Source organism: Oceanobacillus chungangensis, assembly GCF_003369565.1.
GTDB lineage: Bacteria > Bacillota > Bacilli > Bacillales > Amphibacillaceae > Oceanobacillus > Oceanobacillus chungangensis.
In genome coordinates, this window is sequence record NZ_PIOD01000002.1 from 286,314 (window position 1) to 307,069 (window position 20,756).

General features: G+C 35.4%; 20 protein-coding genes and 1 other annotated feature. Of the genes, 19 read left to right on the top strand and 1 reads right to left on the bottom strand.

The features are described from left to right. The first annotated feature begins 108 nt into the window (after positions 1-108). The 18 genes from CWR45_RS02540 (at position 109) to CWR45_RS02625 (ending at position 19,696) form a co-directional block, all read left to right on the top strand. The gene (locus CWR45_RS02540; protein ID WP_245975318.1) at positions 109-2,289 is read left to right on the top strand and encodes an HD family phosphohydrolase; all 2,181 of its coding nucleotides are present in this window, start codon (positions 109-111) and stop codon (positions 2,287-2,289) included. Next, complete coding sequence (gene ybeY / locus CWR45_RS02545; RefSeq protein WP_115748224.1) at positions 2,290-2,754, top strand: rRNA maturation RNase YbeY; 465 nt, start codon at positions 2,290-2,292, stop codon at positions 2,752-2,754. Beyond that, positions 2,744-3,106: a diacylglycerol kinase family protein gene (locus CWR45_RS02550; RefSeq protein WP_170138771.1), complete on the top strand. Its 363-nt coding sequence runs from the start codon at positions 2,744-2,746 to the stop codon at positions 3,104-3,106. Before ybeY ends, CWR45_RS02550 begins: the two co-directional genes overlap by 11 nt. Before the next feature lie 601 nt (positions 3,107-3,707). Then, positions 3,708-4,613, top strand: a complete 906-nt coding sequence (gene era / locus CWR45_RS02555; protein ID WP_115748226.1) for a GTPase Era — start codon at positions 3,708-3,710, stop codon at positions 4,611-4,613. A gap of 99 nt (positions 4,614-4,712) precedes the next feature. Continuing rightward, a complete protein-coding gene (locus CWR45_RS02560; RefSeq protein ID WP_115748227.1) occupies positions 4,713-4,856 on the top strand; it encodes a YqzL family protein in 144 nt (47 codons plus the stop codon). 54 nt (positions 4,857-4,910) lie between these two features. Then, positions 4,911-5,654 carry a DNA repair protein RecO gene (gene recO, locus CWR45_RS02565; protein ID WP_115748228.1) on the top strand — a complete coding sequence of 248 codons (744 nt, stop codon included), beginning with the start codon at positions 4,911-4,913 and terminating at the stop codon, positions 5,652-5,654. Between the two features lie 67 nt (positions 5,655-5,721). Beyond that, positions 5,722-5,892, top strand: a binding site (T-box leader). 162 nt (positions 5,893-6,054) lie between these two features. Further along, a complete protein-coding gene (gene glyQ, locus CWR45_RS02570; RefSeq protein ID WP_115748229.1) occupies positions 6,055-6,933 on the top strand; it encodes a glycine--tRNA ligase subunit alpha in 879 nt (292 codons plus the stop codon). Further along, positions 6,934-9,018, top strand: a complete 2,085-nt coding sequence (glyS, locus tag CWR45_RS02575; RefSeq protein ID WP_115748230.1) for a glycine--tRNA ligase subunit beta — start codon at positions 6,934-6,936, stop codon at positions 9,016-9,018. A 425-nt stretch (positions 9,019-9,443) separates the two neighbouring features. Next, positions 9,444-10,073 carry a transcriptional regulator CcpN gene (gene ccpN / locus CWR45_RS02580; protein WP_115748231.1) on the top strand — a complete coding sequence of 210 codons (630 nt, stop codon included), beginning with the start codon at positions 9,444-9,446 and terminating at the stop codon, positions 10,071-10,073. A gap of 29 nt (positions 10,074-10,102) precedes the next feature. Then, positions 10,103-10,912: a pyruvate, water dikinase regulatory protein gene (locus CWR45_RS02585; protein ID WP_115748232.1), complete on the top strand. Its 810-nt coding sequence runs from the start codon at positions 10,103-10,105 to the stop codon at positions 10,910-10,912. Positions 10,913-11,331: 419 nt separating this feature from the next. Further along, positions 11,332-13,146 carry a DNA primase gene (dnaG, locus tag CWR45_RS02590; RefSeq protein ID WP_115748233.1) on the top strand — a complete coding sequence of 605 codons (1,815 nt, stop codon included), beginning with the start codon at positions 11,332-11,334 and terminating at the stop codon, positions 13,144-13,146. A gap of 30 nt (positions 13,147-13,176) precedes the next feature. Continuing rightward, positions 13,177-14,292, top strand: coding sequence for an RNA polymerase sigma factor RpoD (rpoD, locus tag CWR45_RS02595; RefSeq protein ID WP_115748234.1), 1,116 nt, complete (start codon positions 13,177-13,179; stop codon positions 14,290-14,292). 80 nt (positions 14,293-14,372) lie between these two features. Next, positions 14,373-14,924 carry a hypothetical protein gene (locus CWR45_RS02600; protein WP_115748235.1) on the top strand — a complete coding sequence of 184 codons (552 nt, stop codon included), beginning with the start codon at positions 14,373-14,375 and terminating at the stop codon, positions 14,922-14,924. A gap of 103 nt (positions 14,925-15,027) precedes the next feature. Continuing rightward, positions 15,028-15,405 carry a cytochrome c550 gene (cccA, locus tag CWR45_RS02605; protein WP_115748236.1) on the top strand — a complete coding sequence of 126 codons (378 nt, stop codon included), beginning with the start codon at positions 15,028-15,030 and terminating at the stop codon, positions 15,403-15,405. 188 nt (positions 15,406-15,593) lie between these two features. After that, positions 15,594-16,313, top strand: a complete 720-nt coding sequence (locus tag CWR45_RS02610) for a tRNA (adenine(22)-N(1))-methyltransferase (RefSeq protein WP_115748237.1) — start codon at positions 15,594-15,596, stop codon at positions 16,311-16,313. Then, positions 16,303-17,418, top strand: a complete 1,116-nt coding sequence (locus tag CWR45_RS02615; protein WP_115748238.1) for a Nif3-like dinuclear metal center hexameric protein — start codon at positions 16,303-16,305, stop codon at positions 17,416-17,418. The genes CWR45_RS02610 and CWR45_RS02615 overlap by 11 nt, the downstream gene beginning before the upstream one ends. A gap of 36 nt (positions 17,419-17,454) precedes the next feature. Then, the gene (locus CWR45_RS02620; RefSeq protein ID WP_115748239.1) at positions 17,455-18,774 is read left to right on the top strand and encodes a DEAD/DEAH box helicase; all 1,320 of its coding nucleotides are present in this window, start codon (positions 17,455-17,457) and stop codon (positions 18,772-18,774) included. A 28-nt stretch (positions 18,775-18,802) separates the two neighbouring features. Next, on the top strand, positions 18,803-19,696 hold the full coding sequence (locus CWR45_RS02625; RefSeq protein ID WP_115748240.1) for a deoxyribonuclease IV: 894 nt from the start codon (positions 18,803-18,805) through the stop codon (positions 19,694-19,696). Between the two features lie 134 nt (positions 19,697-19,830). Here the strand turns inward: CWR45_RS02625 and CWR45_RS02630 are convergent, their stop codons facing one another. Then, positions 19,831-20,115, bottom strand: coding sequence for a DUF2624 domain-containing protein (locus CWR45_RS02630; protein WP_115748241.1), 285 nt, complete (start codon positions 20,113-20,115; stop codon positions 19,831-19,833). Between the two features lie 174 nt (positions 20,116-20,289). On the opposite strand from CWR45_RS02630, the gene CWR45_RS02635 reads away from it, so the two are divergent. Further along, on the top strand, positions 20,290-20,652 hold the full coding sequence (locus tag CWR45_RS02635; protein ID WP_115748242.1) for a nucleoside recognition domain-containing protein: 363 nt from the start codon (positions 20,290-20,292) through the stop codon (positions 20,650-20,652). Positions 20,653-20,756 lie beyond the last annotated feature (104 nt).

Genomic DNA, 20,756 nt, shown 5'->3' on the forward strand with positions numbered 1-20,756 from the left:
TAAGAAGGTATAAATTCTTTCTCACTGCATAAGTGCAACTAGGACCATCGCAAAAAGGCTTTTAGACAGCTAAGTTTTCTAGTACCTGAAAGTAAATGGGGTGTGGAGTTGAAAAGGAAGGCAAGAAAGAATAATAAATTTAAAGAAATTATTAGAAAAAGAAAGCATGTTATTTCCATTGGCATATCCGCAACTTTCCTTGGGATCTTTTTCTTTTTCATAACATTAAATAATGTACATACAGATACATATGACATAGCAAGATTTAGTACTGCAGGTGAAACAATCCGTTCACCGATTACGATTGAAAATGAACAAGAAACGGAACGGAAAACAAGAGAGACGGTCCAATCGGTACCGGATCGATTTAATATTTCAACAGAAATAACGCAAGAGAGAGTAAATTATATCGAGGAAGTTTTCGATGCAATTGCCACATTAGAATCCGAAGAACTGGGCGAAAAGGAAAATGAGGATGATAAGGAAACAAACGGTGATAGACTTGTCCCCTTATCAAATCAAGAAAAGGTTAATCGCCTTAAACAAATATTATCAGAACCAATAACCGAATCATTAGAAAATGAAACACTTATACAGTTAATTATAAGCCCCCAAGATGATCGGGAGGCTGGTCGAAAGCTTTTTGTCGAAAACTTAGAAACGGTGTTAAATAATGGTGTTCGTACAGAGAACATTCAATCAGCAATTTCAGAAATAAATCAGAGTATCAAGTATGCAACGCTTAATGAGGAGCTCAAACAGCCTTTAACAGAGCTTAGTAAATTTGCCGTTGTTGAAAATTCCTTTTTCGATGTAGAACAAACTCAAGAAGCTAGAAAAGAAGCTGCAAGTAATGTGGATCCGGTAGTTATTAGAGCAGGTGAAGTTATCGTTCAAGAAGGACAAACCATTACAAATGAAATTTATGAAGAACTAAATTTGGTTGGTTTACTCGACGGACAGCGTAATTTTTTTCCTGCAATCGGACTTGCATTATTGATTTTTTTGATCTGTAGCATGATTGGCTATGAGTTATATTTACTTATGAAGGAAAACAAACTAGAAAAAGGAAAGCTTATTTCTATTATTGGTATCAGTATCTTGATAATCTCAGTATTAAAACTAGTAAGTTTATTCTTAACTTCGGAAAATCAAATATTTTATATAGTTCCTATTGCAACAGGTGCGTTCTTATTGAAATTATTAATTAACGAACGGGTTGCTATCATATTTACAGCCCTTTTTTCTATTATTAGTGGTATTATTTTCAATGGGGAAATAGCCGGATCACTTAACATCGAAGCGGTAATCTATTTCTTCTTCTCCCAGCTTGCTGCACTAACGTTCTTAACAAATGTAAAGGATCGTACATCCATATTAAAATCAGGATTTGGCGTAATGGTTGTAAACATTATTACTATATTACTATTTGTATTTCTAACCTTTGAAAAATATGATTTAATTGATTTATTAATTCAAACCAGTTTTGGAATTATTTCAGCTTTTTTATCTGTCGTTTTGACTATCGGGTTGCTCCCATTTTTCGAAACGGTACTCGGAGTTTTAACCGATATAAAATTATTACAATTATCCAACCCAAATCAACCCCTGCTTAAAAAGCTTTTGACGGAAACTCCGGGAACCTATCATCATTCAGTCATGGTAGCAAACATTAGTGAGACAGCGTGTGAAGCAGTCGGAGCGAATGGATTATTAGCAAGGGTTGGCGCATATTACCATGATATTGGTAAAACGGTTCGACCACAATACTTTATTGAAAATCAAATGTCAAATCGCAATCCACATGATTTTATTGATCCGAAAGAAAGTGCTAAAATCATTATAAGTCATCCATATGATGGGGCGAAGCAATTAAAGAAATATAAGCTGCCAAAGGAGATTATTGATATTGCTGAACAGCATCATGGAACATCTTTATTAAAATTCTTTTATTATAAAGAAAAAGAAAAAGAAAAAGAAAGAGAAGAAGTTGGGCAAATTGATGAGAGTATCTTCCGTTACCCTGGTCCTAAACCACAAACGAAAGAGGCGGCAATAATTTGCATCTGTGACTCTGTTGAGGCTGCAGTTCGATCATTAAATGAACCAACAGAGGATAAAATCGAAGAAATAGTTGCTGCAATTATTAATGATCGAATGACAGATGGACAATTGGATGAGAGTCCTTTAACATTAAAAGAATTGAAAATAATTAATCGAACCATTTGTGGAACATTAAAAGGGATATTCCATTCTCGTATTCAGTATCCATTGAAGGAGGCAAAATAAATGTACATTGATTTTATTGACAAAACGAAGTCAGTACCATCTGACTATATTGACTTACTGCACCGCTTAATTAACTTTGCTGCAGAGCAGGAGGGTATTTCAAGTGAGGCGGAAATATCGATAAACTTCGTTGATAATAAAGAAATTAAAGAGCTAAACCGTAATTATCGCCAGAAAGATGTGCCAACAGATGTTATTTCCTTTGCAATGCAAGAATCACTAGACGATGAAATCGAAATTATAGGCGAAGAACTGCCATTAACATTGGGTGATATTGTGATTTCAATTGAAAAGGCGAAGGAGCAAGCGGCAGATTATAATCATTCATTTGAAAGAGAGTTAGCATTTCTCGCACTACATGGATTCCTTCATTTACTCGGTTATGACCATATGAATAAAGAAGATGAAGAAAAGATGTTTAAACGCCAGGATGAATTATTAGGTGAATTTGGCATTGAAAGATAAGCAGAAGAAGATTGGCTTTTCATATGCTTGGAATGGAATCCTTGAAACAATTAAGACCGAATCTAATTTTAGATTTCATTTAATTGCTACAAGTTTTGTTGTAATTTGTAGTTTTATTTTACAAATCAGTCTGTTTGAGTGGGCAATTATTTTGCTTACAATAGGGCTCGTCCTTGTTGCAGAAATTACAAATAGTGCGATTGAAGCAATAATCGACTATGTGCGACCAGAAATACATCCCGCAGCAAAAGTTATTAAAGATGCCGCTGCAGGATCGGTGCTTATTGCAGCACTTATTTCCATAATTATTGGCTGTATTATTTTTATCCCAAAAATACTCGACCTACTATAATCACAATCTCCTTAGTTCTATTTGCATTATTAGTTTGAGGACAATGTATAGTCGTTATAAAGTGCGACGTGATGATAATTTTGAAATCTGTTGAGAAGTTGTTATTCACATATTTCATTCTAAACCTTAATCAACGTTGATCGTTAGTAAGCAAGTAATTACTTTTTTTTGTAGGGTTCTGCAATTTCTCAGCGAAAGAAATACACAAAGACTCCTCGAAAATAAAGTTCCATTTTCTTCGTGCGATGTAACGCTGCCGAAGCTTTCCTTGTCCTGCGGGAAGAAGAGCTTAGGCGAGACTTAGAAGTGCGCTAGCACAAGAAGGCTCGCCAGCTCTCCGCGGAAAGCGTAGTGTATTTCTGGAGCGCCCCGAGAACCCTAAGCGCATTAAACTAGTTCGCACTTTATTCAATGTTAACAATTAAAATCGAAGTATTGTACCCACAATCCTGTGGGTTTTTTATTTTAAAAGAGTTTTTACTCGGATAATGTGTTATCTTAATAAAATCAAGAAAATAATAAAAGCTTTTGTCGGAAAGATGAAACTAAGTTCTAATTGTAGTATTATAAAATATAAGAAATTCGTCTCGGAGGATACAACATGGAAACTAATACATTTAAATCAGGATTTATCGCTATTATCGGAAGACCAAATGTAGGTAAATCGACTTTCTTAAATCGAGTAATCGGTCAGAAAATCGCAATTATGAGTGATAAACCACAAACAACTAGAAATAAAATTCAAGGTGTGTTAACAACAGATGACTCACAAATCGTTTTTATCGATACACCAGGAATTCATAAACCTAAGCACCGTCTTGGTGATTTTATGATGCGGATTGCAGAGAATACGCTGAATGAAGTAGATGCAATCATCTTTATGATTAATGCTAAAGAAGGATATGGTAAGGGCGATCAGTATATTTTGGACAAATTACAATCGGTAAGTAGCCCTGTATTTCTAATAATAAATAAAATTGACTTGATTCATCCAAATGAGATATTGCCATTAATCGAACAATATAGTAACAAGGGTAATTTTGAAGAGGTTATTCCTATCTCCGCATTGGAGGGAAATAATGTTGACCACTTACTAGATGTGGTCAAAAATCATATCCCGGAAGGACCACAATACTATCCAAGTGATCAGGTAACTGATCATCCTGAGAGATTTATTATAACGGAATTAATTAGAGAAAAAGTTTTGGAGCTGACGAGAGAAGAAGTCCCTCATTCGATAGCTGTTGTGATGGAGAACCTTGAACAAAGAGATAACAATACGATTTTCATACAAGCGATGATTATCACTGAACGAAGTACTCAAAAAGGAATTTTAATTGGAAAACAAGGAAGTATGTTGAAGAATATCGGTAAAAATGCCAGAAAAGATATCGAAGCTTTACTTGGTTCGAAAGTATATTTGGAGCTATGGGTTAAAGTGAAAAAAGATTGGAGAAACAAGCAAAGTCAACTTAATGAGTTCGGATTTAAAAACGATGAATATTAAGATATGGTAATATTTTATACTTATGATTTGTACAAGTGAGGTCAACCTAACTGTAAGCAATATTTTCAGCTTTAATAAAATAGAAAGGTGGGGTTTCTTGTGGAAGAGCTAACATGGAAACTTTTTAGTGAAACGGGAAACATTGAAACCTATTTATTATTAAAAGAATTAGAAAATGGAGTAAACCAACCGGAACTTGGAAATGTAAATGATAAAATATCATCCATTGACACGAATATGTAACTTTCACGCATTTAACGTTTGTTCTTTTCTAGCGATGAAGAAAGGTGAAAATATGTGCTTGAAAAAATAGATGGAATTGTTTTAAAAACACAGGACTATGGTGAGTCACATAAAATTATAACTGTTTATAGTAAAAAACTTGGAAAATTTACTGCGCTTGCAAAAGGGGCAAAAAAACCGAAGAGTAGAATGGCTGCTGTGACACAGCCATTTATCTATGCACAGTTTTTCGTCTATGTGAACAAAGGTTTGAGTACGATTCAACAAGGAGAAATAATCGAGTCATTTCGTCCGATTCGTGAAGATATTATTATGACTGCCTATACAGCCTACATTATGGAGTTAACTGATAAGTTACTCGATTCGCAAGTTCCCGATGTCTATTTGTTTGAACAATTATTTGGTACGCTTAACTGGTTAGTCGAGCATGAGGGAGCAGATGTGCCAATAATGATGTACGAATTGAAGTTATTCAAAAAAGGTGGATTTGCCCCAATTGTGAATCAATGTAGTAATTGTGGAAGCAAAGAACTGCCTTTTTCATTTTCTATCGCTGAAGGTGGATTTCTTTGTAGACGCTGTATTCACCTTGATGAAAATGCTGTTCCACTACCAGAATCGTTAACAAAGATTTTGTATATTTTCTTGAACGTTGGCCTAGAAAGGGTAGGAAATATCTCAATAAAGCCTGACAATCTCAAGTTATTACGTCAAATTCTTGATGCGTATTATGATAAATACGGTGGCTACTATTTAAAATCAAGGAAGTTTTTAAAGCAACTTGATTTGCTCAGGTAAATTACACTTTTTATTGACAGGAATAAACGGATGCAGTATGATTTGTACATATTTAATAAATAATATCTATATTGCTATGATGGAGAAGAGTACCAAAATATTTTCTATAAAAGCGAGCCTAGGACAGTGAAAGCTAGGTAATAGAGTTTTTTTGGGAATGGCGCTCTGGAGCAAGTTAAACAAAGTGGCTCAAATTTTGAGCAACTAGGGTGGAACCGCGGTAAAAACCGTCCCTATGCCTATATAAATTTATATAGGCATAGGGACGGTTTTCTTTTTTGTATATAGGAAAGCTTAACTACTTTCTTATTGAATTAGTGCAACTAAGGCTGTCAGTTAAAGGTATAGTGACAGCTAGAGTTCCAAAAAATATATTTAATCTAATTGGAGGTTAATGTGGATGAATATCCAGGAAATGATTTTAACATTACAAAAACACTGGTCAGATCAAAATTGTATTCTCGTGCAAGCATATGATGTGGAAAAGGGTGCTGGAACAATGTCACCAATGACATTGCTCCGTAGCTTAGGGCCAGAGCCATGGAATGTCGCATACGTAGAGCCATCAAGAAGGCCAGCTGATGGTCGTTATGGTGAAAACCCAAATCGCTTGTATCAGCATCATCAGTTTCAGGTAATTATGAAACCTTCACCAGACAATATTCAAGAGCTTTATTTAGAGTCACTAGAGAAACTAGGGATTGATCCATTAAAACATGATATTCGATTTGTTGAGGATAACTGGGAAAACCCAACATTAGGTGCAGCTGGACTTGGATGGGAAGTATGGTTGGATGGAATGGAAGTAACCCAATTTACCTATTTCCAACAGATCGGCGGTCTTGAAGCAAGCCCAGTAACTGTAGAATTGACATATGGTGTTGAGCGACTGGCTTCTTATATACAAGATAAAGAGAATGTATTTGATCTCGAATGGACGAAAGGTGTTACAGTGAGAGATATTTTCTTCCAGCCAGAGTTTGAACATTCTAAATATACGTTTACTGAATCGAATACGGAGATGCTCTTCCAGCTATTTTCAATGTACGAAGAGGAAGCGAAGACGACGATGGAGAAAGGGCTTGTTTTTCCAGCCTATGATTATGTATTAAAATGTTCCCATACTTTTAATCTTTTGGATGCAAAAGGCGTTATCTCTGTAACAGAACGGACTGGTTATATTTCAAGAATAAGAAATCTAGCAAGAAGTATTGCCAAGGCCTATGTTGCTGAGCGAGAACGGCTCGGATTCCCTATGTTAGCAAAGGAGGAGAAATAAATGGCTAAAAATGTCATTATTGAAATTGGTTTAGAAGAATTACCTGCTCGATTTATCGATGACGCAGAAAAACAATTTCTTGATAAAGCTGCAAAAGCATTAACTGATTTACGGATTTCCTATGAATCGATTACTTCCTTTTCTACACCGAGACGATTAGCAGTGCAAATTCAAGGTGTTGCTGAACTTCAAACAACAATTGAAGAAGAAGCGAAGGGACCAGCAGAGAGTATTGCTAAAGATGCGGATGGAAATTGGACGAAAGCAGCAATAGGGTTTACAAGAGGACAAGGAAAAACACCAGAGGATATCTACCTTAAGGAAATAAAAGGCGTAAATTATATCTTTGTCAAAAAGCATATTGAAGGTAAGCCAACAATCGAGTTATTACCAGTTTTCAAAGATATTATCGAGAGTATTCAGTTTGGCAAAAATATGCGCTGGGGAACTGAAACACTTAAATATGCAAGGCCCATTCGTTGGTTAGTTGCATTATATGGAAGTGACGTTATACCATTCGAGATTGCTCGTGTTCATACTAGTAATAAAACGTTTGGGCATCGTTTCTTAGGTAAAGAGATTATCCTTGATAATCCCGAACAATATCAATCGGTATTACTTGAGAATTATGTCATTGCTGACCCGGACGAACGAGAACGGTTAATTTTGGAAGGTATCCATGAATTAGAAGCAAAGGAAGGCTTCACGATTCCGGTTGATTCAAAACTCCTAAATGAAGTGAGAAATTTAGTGGAGTATCCTACTGTTTTTCTTGGATCATTTGAAGAGGAATATTTAGTGTTACCTTCAGAAGTATTAATTACTTCAATGAAAGAGCATCAACGTTATTTCCCGGTTATAACTAAAGAAGGAAAGTTATTACCTCATTTTATTGGCGTTAGAAACGGGGATAATCAATCGATTGAAACTGTCATACGCGGGAATGAGAAAGTACTTCGAGCTCGACTGGCTGATGCGAAGTTCTTCTTTGAAGAGGACAAGAAACAATCAATTGATTTTTACTTAGAAAAATTAAATCGTGTAGTCTTCCAGGTGAAATTAGGAACGATTCGTGAAAAAGTTGACCGTGTGGTTCACATAACCAAAGAGTTGACAAAATTATTAGGACTAGATGAAGGGGAACAAAAACTTGCGATAAGAGCTGCTGAAATTTCCAAGTTTGATTTAATGACCAATATGGTTAATGAATTTACAGAATTACAAGGAGTTATTGGTGAAAAATATGCAACATATTTTGGTGAAGATCCAACTGTTGCAAAAGCAATTAGTGAACATTATTTACCAAGACAAGCAAATGGTGAATTACCTGAAACCGTAGTTGGAGCAGTAGTCAGTATTGCAGATAAGATTGATACGATAGTTGGTTGTATTTCGGTTGGACTTAAACCAACTGGCTCTCAAGACCCTTATGGATTACGACGTCAAGCAACAGGGATATTACGAATACTTTCAGATAGAAAATGGAATATTCCGCTTGAAAAAATCTCGGGAATAACCCAAACCTTATATCAAACTTTAACGATTGAACAAGCGGGGGAAGATGAAGTAACACGTGACCTTCATGAATTTTTCCAACTTCGTGCAGCATTTTTATTAAAAGAAATGAATATTGAACAGGATGTTATCCAGGCTGTAGTTCATAAAGAAATAGGGGTGTTCTACTATACTGAGGAAAAAGCAAAATTACTTTCAACAAAACGAAATGAAGAAGCCTTTAAACCGATTCAGGAAGCATTGGTTCGTTTATTGAATTTAGCAAATAAAATCGAAGAAATGGATGTTAACCCTAGCTTATTCGAAACTGATTCTGAACGAGCACTATTTAACCAATACGAAGAAAGTGCAGCTGAATATATAGAGGCAAGTGCGAACAAAGATACGCAGTTAGCATTGTCCATATTAAGCGAGTTAAGCACACCAATTCATGCTTTCTTTGACAACAATATGGTAATGGCTGAGGATATTCAAATAAGAAATAATAGGTTAGCACTTATCAATCGAATTGCATCATTGATAACAGACTTTGCAGATCTGTCACTTATCGAGTGGAAGCAACAATTTTAAGATACTCAATTCATATTGATTTTTGTTATTTAGCTATCCGCGATGAACGCACGATGTTGATTTCCGCTCCGGTGTGCTCAAAGTAGGGGAACGCTGAAGATCTATTGGAAAGAAAAACACTTCCGTTGGATTTTCAGCCGTTGCTATTCCTGAAGGACAAGGAAAGCATCGAAAGCGTTACATCTGTTTTAGGAAATCATTTGTTAATTTCGAGGAGTTCTTGTCGGATTGCAAGCCACCCTAAGGTGCTCAAAGTGTTTCAGCGGGGCAGTCCGATAGCAATAGTCAACTTAATGTAACAGTTCATGGCTCAGCTGTAACAAATTAGTTGGATTTTGAAAGAGTATAACATAATTTCCCTTTTTGCCATAAGTAGACTATAATTATTATTAATAGTATGGCTGAATGGCCTAGGTGGTGTAGAAGTGGAATTATCAAATAGACAAGAAAAGATTGTGGAAATAGTAAAAGGAAACGGCCCAATTACAGGGGAACAGATAGCAGAACGATTAAATCTGACAAGGGCAACACTCCGTCCGGATTTAGCTATTCTGACGATGTCCGGTTTTCTCGACGCGAGACCACGTGTTGGCTACTTTTATACAGGGAAAACAGGATTTGAATTGATCACGGAAAAAATAAAAAAATACAAGGTCCATGAATTTCAGCAAATCCCAATAATTGTTAAAGAAAGCACGTCTGTTTATGATGCAATATCGACGATGTTTTTGGAAGATGTCGGAACATTGTTCGTAGTAAATGAGAATACTTATTTAACCGGAATTCTGTCACGAAAAGACTTATTAAGAGCTAGTATCGGTCAAAAAGATTTGAACGCAATCGCTGTGCATATCATTATGACAAGAATGCCTAATATAACCGTTTGTCGAAAAGATGATTTACTGCTGGACGTGGCAAATAAATTAATTAATAAACAAATAGACGGGCTACCGGTAGTTAAAGATACAGAGAATGGATTACTTGTAATCGGGCGTGTGACAAAAACTACGATAACTAGAGCTTTTGTCGAGCTAACAAATGAGAAAGCCATATAAAATTATCTTGCAATGAGAGGAGCTTGTCGATGAGTTCGAATCCTATTGTTTATGTGATTTCCGATTCTGTGGGGGAAACAGCTGAATTAGTAATTAAAGCTGGCTTAAGTCAATTTAACGGTCAAGAATATAAAATAAATCGTTTTCCATATGTGGAAGATGAAGCTACAATTGACGAAGCTTTACAGCTAGCAAAAGAAAATAATGGAATCATAGGCTTTACATTAGTAGACCCTAAACTCCGCGAATATTTAAATGGTAGGGCTACAGGATTAGGGATTGAAGCAATTGATATTATGGGACCAATGATCAACTCAATGGAGCGTGTTTTCAAGGTTAGCCCAAGACTTGAAGCTGGTCTTGTTCATAAATTAGATGAAGATTATTTTAAACGTATTGAAGCAATTGAATTTGCTGTTAAGTATGATGATGGCAAGGACCCACGAGGAATATCGAGAGCGGATATTATTCTGATAGGTGTCTCAAGAACCTCGAAAACGCCATTATCTCAGTACTTAGCGAATAATAGTATTAAAGTAGCGAATGTACCCATTGTTCCTGAGGTTAATCCTCCTGAAGAGTTATTCGAAGTAGCACCATCTAAATGCTTCGGATTGAAGATTAAACCGGAGCAATTAAATGAAATTCGAAAAGAACGATTGAAGGTACTGGGACTTGGAAGTCAAGCAACCTACGCAAATTTAGAACGAATCAATCAAGAAATTGATTATTTCGATAAAATTGTGGATAGAATAGGTTGTAGAGTAATTGATGTATCGAATAAAGCAGTTGAAGAAACAGCAAACAGTATTCTGCAGCTAATTAAGAACGAAAGATAAGAATGATAAAAAACATTCTACTATTTGTGAAGTAGAATGTTTTTTCTTCTGTTTCATAAATTGAAGCATATATATAGAAATATTTATTAGATTGTATTATAATAGTCATTTGTGTAAAGATATAGGTATTCCTTATTATTTATGAGATGGTATTCTGAAAAGTAAAACATTCAAGATAAAGCAGGAATCTGTCCGTATTGTGTAGAATTATACAAGAAAGCGGTATTATCACTGTTTATCGATACTTTTCAGGCATGTAATTATTTATAAAGGAGTTAAAAGCTGGAATAAATATGTCTTTCGATTCATTGTATGTAACAAAAAAGTAAACTTTTTACTTCTTTTGAGAAAAAATTGTCGAAACGTGAAGGATTTTCCTAAATCTATCACGAATATTAATTATAGTATGGTGATGAGCGATGGCGAATCAAATACCTGAGGAAGTAATAGAAGAAGTACGTAAATCGAATGATATTGTTGAAGTAATTGGTGAGTATGTTCAATTAAAGAAACAAGGTAGAAATTACTTTGGACTTTGTCCATTTCATGGAGAAAAAACGCCATCATTTTCTGTTGCTCAGGAGAAACAAATTTTCCACTGCTTTGGCTGTGGAAAAGGTGGGAATGTTGTAACCTTTCTAATGGAAATGGAAAACTATTCATTCCAGGAAACTATAAAGGTCTTAGCGAATAGAAGTGGAGTTACGCTTCCTGAAACTGGAATTCGCAAAGATCCTGTTATTTCTAATGATAATCAGAGTGTATTATCTGCTTATGAATGGCTTACTAAACTTTATCATCATTTATTACGGTATGCAAAAGATGGAAAGGATGGTTACCAATACTTTAAGGATAGGGGTATAAGTGACGAAGCAATTGATATATTTCAATTAGGTTATGCACCTAATTTGAAAGACTTTACTGCTGAATTTCTAAATAAGAAGGGGTTCAACCAAGCAATTCTTGTTAAAGCAGGTTTACTTTCTTTACAAGATGACAATAGTGTAACTGACCGATTTAGAGGAAGAGTCATGTTCCCTATTCGCAATAATCTTGGGAAAACTATCGGTTTTGGGGGCAGAACCATTTCAGGTGGCGAACCTAAATACTTGAATAGTGCGGAAAGTGAGCTGTTTCAAAAAAGTAAATTACTTTATAATTTTGATTTAGCTAAAAAACACATCCGTAAAGAAAATGAAGTTATTCTATTTGAAGGATATATGGATGTAATTTCGGCATACCAGGCAGATATTAAGAATGTCATTGCAACACTTGGTACCTCATTAACAGAAGGTCAAGCAAAGTTATTAAAACGCTATGTCGACACAGTAATTATCTGTTATGACGGCGATAAAGCTGGGCTTGAGGCAACCTACAAAGCAGCGAACCTATTACGAAAAGTTGGCTGCCAAATAAAAGTTGCAAATTTAAAGGATAATATGGATCCCGATAATTTCATTAAAATGCATGGTGGGGAAGCATTTAATAATGAAGTAATTCAGGCAAGTGATACGTATATTAGTTTTTATATGCGGTATTTAATGAAAGATTATAATCTAAGTCTTGAAGGAGACCGCATAAACTATATTGAGGCAGTTGTAAAAGAACTTGCAATGATTGAGAGTTCGGTGGAAAGGGAATTTTATTTACAACAGCTTAGTAAAGAATATAACATTTCCATTGAAACGCTTGCAAGTGAGTTACAAGGACATAGGCAACAAGTAGATGTGCATCAGGATAAGAGCGACAAGAACAGATATACTAATAAGACAATAAATTATCGTCATAATAAAAAAATGTTACCAGCATATCATAATGCAGAAAGAAAAATATTATCCTATATGCTGCAAGACGCATTTATTACAGAAAAAGTACAAGATGAAATAGGTGCAGGTTTCAATGTTGATGCACATAAAATTATTGCAACTCATTTATATGCTTTTTATGAATCTGGACACCCACCAGACGTTAGTGTATTTATTGAAAATCTAACGGATCAGGATTTAAAGCAGCTTGTTGCAGAGATTGCGATGACTCCTGTGGAGAATGAAATAAGTGATAGAGAAATTAATGATTATATTCGAATTATTCATTCACAAAATAGTGATGTAGTAAGTATTCAGTCTCTAAAAGAACAACAGAAACTAGCTGAACAGCAGAAAGATCCATTGAAAGCTGCGCAAATTGCTATGCAGATTATTGAAATACGCAAACAACTAAAGAATACAAATTAAATTTTACTTAGTCTAGAAGGAGGGGGACTCATGGCCGATAAAAAGCAATCACAAACAAAAGAGACAGCCCAAACAATTGAACAAGTAAAAGAACAATTGCTTGAAATGGGTAAAAAACGTGGGACACTAGCTTATGAAGAAATTGCTGACCGCTTGTCAAACTTTGAAATCGAACCAGACCAAATGGACGAATTTTATGAGTACCTAGGAGAACAGGGTGTTGAAGTAATTGGTGAGTCTGACGAAGACCCAAATATGCAACAAATCTCTAAAGAAGAGGAAGTTGACCTTAATGATTTAAGTGTCCCTCACGGAATTAAAATTAACGATCCAGTGCGGATGTATTTAAAGGAAATAGGGAGAGTTAACTTATTATCTGCAGCAGAAGAAATTGAACTTGCTACCCGAATTGAAGCAGGGGATGAAGAAGCGAAACGACGACTTGCAGAAGCCAATTTGCGACTCGTTGTAAGTATAGCCAAACGTTATGTTGGTCGTGGAATGCTATTTTTAGATTTAATCCAAGAAGGAAATATGGGATTAATAAAAGCTGTTGAGAAGTTTGATTATCAAAAAGGGTTTAAATTCAGTACGTATGCAACTTGGTGGATTCGTCAAGCAATTACACGAGCAATTGCCGATCAAGCTAGAACGATTCGCATCCCAGTTCATATGGTTGAAACGATTAATAAATTGATCCGTGTCCAACGGTCATTATTACAGGATTTAGGTAGAGAGCCTACTCCTGAAGAAATAGGTGAAGAGATGGAGCTTTCTCCAGAGAAAGTTCGTGATATTCTCAAGATAGCGCAGGAGCCAGTTTCTCTAGAGACACCGATTGGTGAAGAAGACGATTCTCACTTAGGTGACTTTATTGAAGACCATGAAGCGATATCGCCTTCTGACCACGCTGCATATGAACTTTTAAAAGAGCAATTAGAAGATGTGCTAGACACCTTAACAGATCGTGAAGAGAATGTCTTACGTCTCCGTTTTGGACTTGACGATGGACGTACTAGAACATTAGAAGAAGTAGGTAAGGTATTCGGTGTTACGAGAGAACGTATCCGTCAAATTGAAGCGAAAGCACTTCGGAAATTAAGACATCCAAGTCGTAGTAAACGTTTGAAAGACTTTTTAGAATAAAGCCTGAGCATAGTCACTCGAGTATTTCTATGCTCGGTGACTTTTTCTTGTATGTTGCTATTAGTATTGGAGTGGATATAGTGGCAGATAATGATCGATTTACTGTAATTATTAATGAAATTAAATACTGGAAAACGCATAAACTATTGCCAAATGAACAATGCGATTTTCTTCTAGCATTATATACAAATGGCGATAACAGAATGGAAAAACAAGAATCTGTCACCTCTAAGGAATCGAAAACTAATCTAATTTTAAATTTACAGCTATGTCTTTTAATATTGTTGTTACCGTTTTCTTTCCTTGTACTTTATTTTACGAAATTTCATCCAGGATTGCAACTAGGCATTCTAATTCTTTTTCTAAGTTATACATTTTGGTCTTACGGTTATCATAAACAAACAAATGTATGGATAATGCATCTGGCATTAATGAAGGCATTATTTATAATATTATTGCTGACGGTATCTTTATGTAATCAATTAATGGATAGCGGTTCAATGTTACATACAGTTGTTATTCCATTAAACTTTGTCAGTTGGTTTATTATTGGGCGTAAATTAAGAATCCGGTACTTGATGATAACTAGTGCTTTTCTTTTGTTTTTTGCAATTATTTACTTTACATTTTAAAAACAAGTGGATAATCCTTTAAACTAAAGTGATTTTCGAGTAAACTATATGTAATGTTCTTTTTAGATACATGAAAATGGGGAGTACATAAGGAGGAAACGTAATGAAAAGAAACTCAGTTATACCATTTGCTATCATTGCGATTATAGGGGTACTCGCAGTTATTATTATCTCATTCGTCGGTTTAGACCAACGAGCAGATAGACAAGCTGCAGATGAAGGTGGAAACGAACAAGCTGAAGATTCGGGTGGAGAAGTATCAACAGATCCAGAGGAGATCTTCCAAGCAAATTGTGCTGCATGTCATGGAGCAGATCTAAGTGGTGGAATGGGTCCAGATTTAACAGCTATCGGCTCATCACTTACAGCTGAAGATATTGTTACGATTATTCAACAGGGAACAGGTCAAATGCCTGCACAAACACAAGTTGTAGAAGAAGAAGCAACTTTACTTGCCGATTGGCTCAGTGAGAAACAATAACACATAGTCAGAAAATTAGAAATAGTTAAATTGAAATAGCCTTTATTAATACTAGAAAAGTTACAAGGCAATGTAGAGGGCAATGTAGAGAAATTTTGAAAATTATTCTTATTTGGTATTAAGAAAATATACTTTGTAAGCTTTCTGGAATAAACAGAAAGCTTTTCTTTTTCATGAAGGAGTACGAAATGACACAAACACTAAATCTTTCCAAACGATTAACTAAAGTAGCTTCATATCTGCCAAAAGGGGCAAAATTTGCAGATATTGGTTCAGACCATGCCTATTTGCCATGCTATGTATGTCTGCAGGATAAATCCGCAAAAGCAATTGCAGGAGAAGTAAATGAAGGACCATTTCAAAGTGCATTAAAGACAGTTCAATATTATCAATTAAATGAATGTATCGAGGTGCGATTAGGCAATGGCTTAGAAGTATTAAATAATCAAGATAATGTGGAGCAAATTGTAATAGCCGGTATGGGAGGAGCGTTAATTAAGACTATATTGGAGGAAGGTAAGGCGAAAGTTCAGTATGCTAAACGAATTATCGCTCAGCCTAATATTGATGCTAGAAGTGTTAGAAAATGGCTTGACGAAAATAATTTCATCATTAAAAGCGAGGAAGTAGTAGAAGAGAATCAGCATATATATGAGATTATTGTTGCGGATAAGGCAGAGGATGACACAATAAAACGTCAAGATTTAAATCAAAAACAATTGTTATTTGGCCCATTATTATTAGAGAATAAAACAAAGGTATTCTACGAGAAATGGAAAAGTGAGCAAGAAAAAACAGAACGGATCATTAATCAGATAAAGCAGGCAAAATTGAAGGATGAACAGAAGCTCAAGCGATTTGAAGAAGAGCTAATTTGGATAAAGGAGGTACTAGACGATGAAGCGTGAATATAAAAATAACGATGTTTTTCATGTGATCGAAGAATGGGCCCCGAAACATTTAGCATACGACTGGGACAATGTTGGCCTACAAATTGGTACGTATAATAAAACCGTGAAAAAAGTGATGATTGCCCTCGATGTGTTAGAATCTGTAGTTGATGAAGCAATTGAGAAGAAGGTAGATTTAATAATCGCCCATCACCCACTATTATTTAACCCGGTAAAACGAATTAATTTGGACACCCCTCAAGGTAGAATAATCCACAAATTACTAACGAATCATATTACTGTCTATGCAGCACATACAAATCTTGATGTGGCAAATGGTGGCGTAAATGACATGCTTTTTGATTTATTAGGAATAGTCTCAAGGGACAATTTAACTGAAGTAAGCAGACAAAAACTTTATAAAATCGTTGTCTATGTACCAGCAACACATGTTGACAAAGTAAGAAGCGCCATGTCAGAAGCCGGTGCGGGGCATATAGGCAATTATAGTCATTGTACGTTCCAAACAAATGGTCAAGGGACATTCAAACCACTTGAAGGAACAAATCCGTATATAGGCACGAAAAATGAATTAGAATTTGTTGATGAATTAAAAGTCGAAACAATTGTACAGGAAAAACGTTTAACAAAAGTGATCAATGGAATAATTGATGCCCATCCATATGAGGAGGTAGCTTATGATATTTTTCCACTGGAAAATCAAGGGGAGACGTTTGGAATTGGACGGATTGGTACTTTATCGGCTACAATGAAACTCCGAGATTTATGCGAATATGTAAAATCAACGTTAAAAGTCCCAAACATGAGAGTGATTGGAGATTTAGATAAAAATGTTCGGAAAATCGCAATCCTTGGTGGAAGTGGTGAAAAGTATATTCACTTGGCACGCCAAAAAGGGGCAGATGTTTATATAACGGGAGATATGAGCTTTCATGTGGCACAGGATGCATGGCAAATGGGCTTATCCGTGATTGATGCAGGGCATTATATAGAAAAAGTAATGAAACAAGCAACAAAACTGTTCTTGGAAAAAGAACTTGATAATAATTTGATTGAAATTATTACGTCGGAAACAAATACAGAACCATTTCAATTTATTTAATAACAGGGTAGATACCCTAAAGGAGTAATATTATTTATGAATAATAATGCATTTAATCAATTTTCATTTCAGGAATCGACCATGGAAGTGATTCGTAATCTGAATTTTACTGAGCCAACAGAGGTACAAAGAAAGGTAATGCCTGCAGTATTGCAAGGAAAAAGTGTAATTGGACAATCACGAACAGGGTCTGGTAAGACACATGCATTTTTACTTCCGCTATTTGATCGGCTTGATGCAACAAAGCGAACCGTACAGATGGTAATTACAGCACCAACTAGGGAGCTAGCAACACAATTGCATGACGAAGTAAAGAAAGTCATCCAGTACGCTGGAAAAGAAGGAGTATGGTTATCTAAATTGCTCGTAGGCGGGACGGATAAGCAGAAAATGATTGAGAAATTAAAGGAGCCACCGCATATTATTGTTGGAACTCCTGGAAGGATTTTGGATTTAGTAAAAGAAGAGGCATTGTCAATTTATTCTGCGGAATCCTTTGTAATTGATGAAGCAGACCTGATGCTTGATTTAGGATTTATCAATGATGTAGACCAATTGCTTATTCGATCTAAAAAGAATATTCAATTGCTCGTATTCTCAGCAACTATCCCAGAGCGCTTACAGCATTTCTTTAAAAAGTATTTAGAAAATCCACTGTATATAAAAGTATCGGATCATTTCTCACCTGAAACGATGGAACACCGACTAGTTTCTTTAAAACATCGCAATGAAGCAGATGTAATTATGGAGATATCGAAAGCTATACAACCGTATTTAGCAATTATTTTTACAAATGGTAAACAGCTTGCAAATGATTTGGCTGCCTCCCTTCAAGAAAAAGGTATGGATGTTGGCTTAATTCATGGTGGCTTAACACCGAGAGAAAGAAAAAGAGTTCTTAAAGAAATTCAAAATCTTCGTTATCAATATATTGTAGCAACAGATTTAGCTGCAAGAGGCATTGATATTAAAGGAGTTAGCCATGTTATTAACGCGCAGATTCCGAAAGAGGAAGAATTTTATATCCACCGAGTCGGCAGAACAGCAAGAGCGGGAATGGAAGGGACTGCAATTAGCTTATACAATGAATCCGATATAAAGCTAATTGAAAAATTAGAAGAAAAAGGACTTACGTTTACGTATGTTGATGTTAAAAATGGTGAGTGGAAAGAAGCTAAATCATGGAATGTACGTCATTTAAGAACTAAAACAACAACGAATATTGAAAATGAAGCATGGAAGCAAGTCCCCAAAGCGAAAAAGGTTAAACCAGGTTACAAGAAGAAAATGAAAAAGCAGCAAGAATCAATTAAAAAGCAGTTAACAAGAAAAGCGAGATTTAAACGCGGTAAATAAATATAAATAAAGCAGGAGAGGTCAAATGATGTTGAAAATAGGATCACATGTATCAATGAATGGGAAGAAAATGTTACTTGGTTCAAGTGAAGAGGCTGCTTCTTATGGTGCAAATACATTTATGATTTATACTGGTGCACCACAAAATACAAGAAGAAAACCGATTGAAGAATTAAACATTGATGCTGGACGTGAACATATGGAAAAGAACGGAATGTTAGATATTATCGTTCACGCACCTTATATTATTAATATTGGCAATACAACAAAGCCGGAAACGTTTGAATTAGGGGTCAATTTTTTACGTAATGAGATTGATCGTACCGCAGCGTTAGGTGCAAAACAAATCGTCTTACATCCTGGTGCACATGTTGGTGCAGGTGCAGATGAAGGAATAAAAAGGATTATTGAAGGACTAAATGAAGTTGTTGAGAAGGATAAAGATGTACAAATCGCACTTGAAACTATGGCAGGGAAGGGTTCAGAAATTGGCCGTACATTTGATGAAATTGCACGGATTATTGACGGTGTGACACATAATGAAAGGCTATCTATTTGCCTTGATACTTGTCATATTCATGATGCAGGTTATGATGTTGTAAATGATTTTGATGGCGTATTAAATGAATTTGACAAAATTATTGGTGTGGATCGCATAAAGGTTATCCATGTTAATGATAGTAAAAATGAACGTGGAGCACATAAGGACCGTCATGAAAATATTGGGTTTGGTCATATTGGATTTAAAGCATTACATTATGTTGTGCATCATCCACAGCTAATTGAAGTTCCAAAGATCTTAGAGACGCCATATGTTGGCGAAGACAAGAAAAACAAAAAAGCTCCATATAGATTTGAAATTGAGATGATCAAAAATGGAGAATTTGTTGAGGACTTAAAAGAAAAAATTATGAATGGTTAAAATGAACGTTTGATTGATGGGGGGATAACTTTACAGTTATCCCTTTTTTGTATCTTAAATAGTTAAAAACTTGCAAATACTCTCTTGTGAAATGAAAATAACATAATCAGAACGTATTTGGGAGTAACATTTTATTATTGAAATAAATGTTCTAGTCCATAGGATTTAATTAATCCATGAAATAATTTCTCTGCTTTATTGGCTGTGTTTAAATCGGTAATATTGGCCAATTTAGAAAACATTTTCTCCCGGTCCTGTTTATTAAATGGATCAAGTGTATTTTGTTTTAAGAAGTCGATAATTGCCTTTGCCTGAGAAGATGAGATAGAAAATCCATACTGTTTTCCATAAAATAAAAGATCATTTGTGCTAAGGTTCTTTAATCTAACTTTAACCATCTCTTTAATGAAAATTGACATAATCACATTACCCCTTTAAAAAGGACTGTACTGTACTATATGCACCGATTCTGAAAAATTAACTTAAGTTTGCAAAGTAAATTCACGACGTTACCAAAAACTAACATCATTAAGAAAGAGAAAGAATCCATACAATATAACTGCACCTCAATTATTTAAAAAGGAGGTCTTCCATTGGACGAGAAAAAGTACAGAAATAGTTTAGACAAAGATGATGAGTCACGAAATAACGAGTATCATTTTAACGATGTAGAAACGGATAGTGCACGAAATGAGGAATTTGCGTCAGAGATTACTGCAGATGACTATAGAGCGGATAGGAACGATGACACAGGTGATGTAATTAGCTCGTATGGTTGGATTGGGATAGCTCTATCGGTGATTTCTTTCTTCATGTGGCCATTTGTTCTAGGTGCTGCAGGGATAATCTTAGGATTTGTTTCTAGAAGCAAAGGAGCAGATACATTAGGGAATATCGCAATCGCAGCTGGAGTAATTTCCATAATCATGACACTTTTCTTTAGACCCTTCTTCTAGCTAGATAAAAGAGACTGATTTTGGTGGTTACCCCTAAAAGTTAGAGTTTTTATTATGCAGCTGATTGGCTGGATTGCGTTCGGTATTCGACTGGACTTAATCCA

What these genes read in the sequence shown, in the direction of transcription:
- ybeY (WP_115748224.1), top strand. Translation starts at nt 2,290, where the DNA reads ATGTACATTGATTTTATTGACAAAACGAAGTCAGTACCATCTGACTAT.
- era (WP_115748226.1), top strand. Translation starts at nt 3,708, where the DNA reads ATGGAAACTAATACATTTAAATCAGGATTTATCGCTATTATCGGAAGA.
- glyQ (WP_115748229.1), top strand. Translation starts at nt 6,055, where the DNA reads ATGAATATCCAGGAAATGATTTTAACATTACAAAAACACTGGTCAGAT.
- glyS (WP_115748230.1), top strand. Translation starts at nt 6,934, where the DNA reads ATGGCTAAAAATGTCATTATTGAAATTGGTTTAGAAGAATTACCTGCT.
- CWR45_RS02585 (WP_115748232.1), top strand. Translation starts at nt 10,103, where the DNA reads ATGAGTTCGAATCCTATTGTTTATGTGATTTCCGATTCTGTGGGGGAA.
- dnaG (WP_115748233.1), top strand. Translation starts at nt 11,332, where the DNA reads ATGGCGAATCAAATACCTGAGGAAGTAATAGAAGAAGTACGTAAATCG.
- rpoD (WP_115748234.1), top strand. Translation starts at nt 13,177, where the DNA reads ATGGCCGATAAAAAGCAATCACAAACAAAAGAGACAGCCCAAACAATT.
- cccA (WP_115748236.1), top strand. Translation starts at nt 15,028, where the DNA reads ATGAAAAGAAACTCAGTTATACCATTTGCTATCATTGCGATTATAGGG.
- CWR45_RS02610 (WP_115748237.1), top strand. Translation starts at nt 15,594, where the DNA reads ATGACACAAACACTAAATCTTTCCAAACGATTAACTAAAGTAGCTTCA.
- CWR45_RS02615 (WP_115748238.1), top strand. Translation starts at nt 16,303, where the DNA reads ATGAAGCGTGAATATAAAAATAACGATGTTTTTCATGTGATCGAAGAA.
- CWR45_RS02620 (WP_115748239.1), top strand. Translation starts at nt 17,455, where the DNA reads ATGAATAATAATGCATTTAATCAATTTTCATTTCAGGAATCGACCATG.
- CWR45_RS02625 (WP_115748240.1), top strand. Translation starts at nt 18,803, where the DNA reads ATGTTGAAAATAGGATCACATGTATCAATGAATGGGAAGAAAATGTTA.
- CWR45_RS02630 (WP_115748241.1), bottom strand. Translation starts at nt 20,115, where the DNA reads ATGTCAATTTTCATTAAAGAGATGGTTAAAGTTAGATTAAAGAACCTT.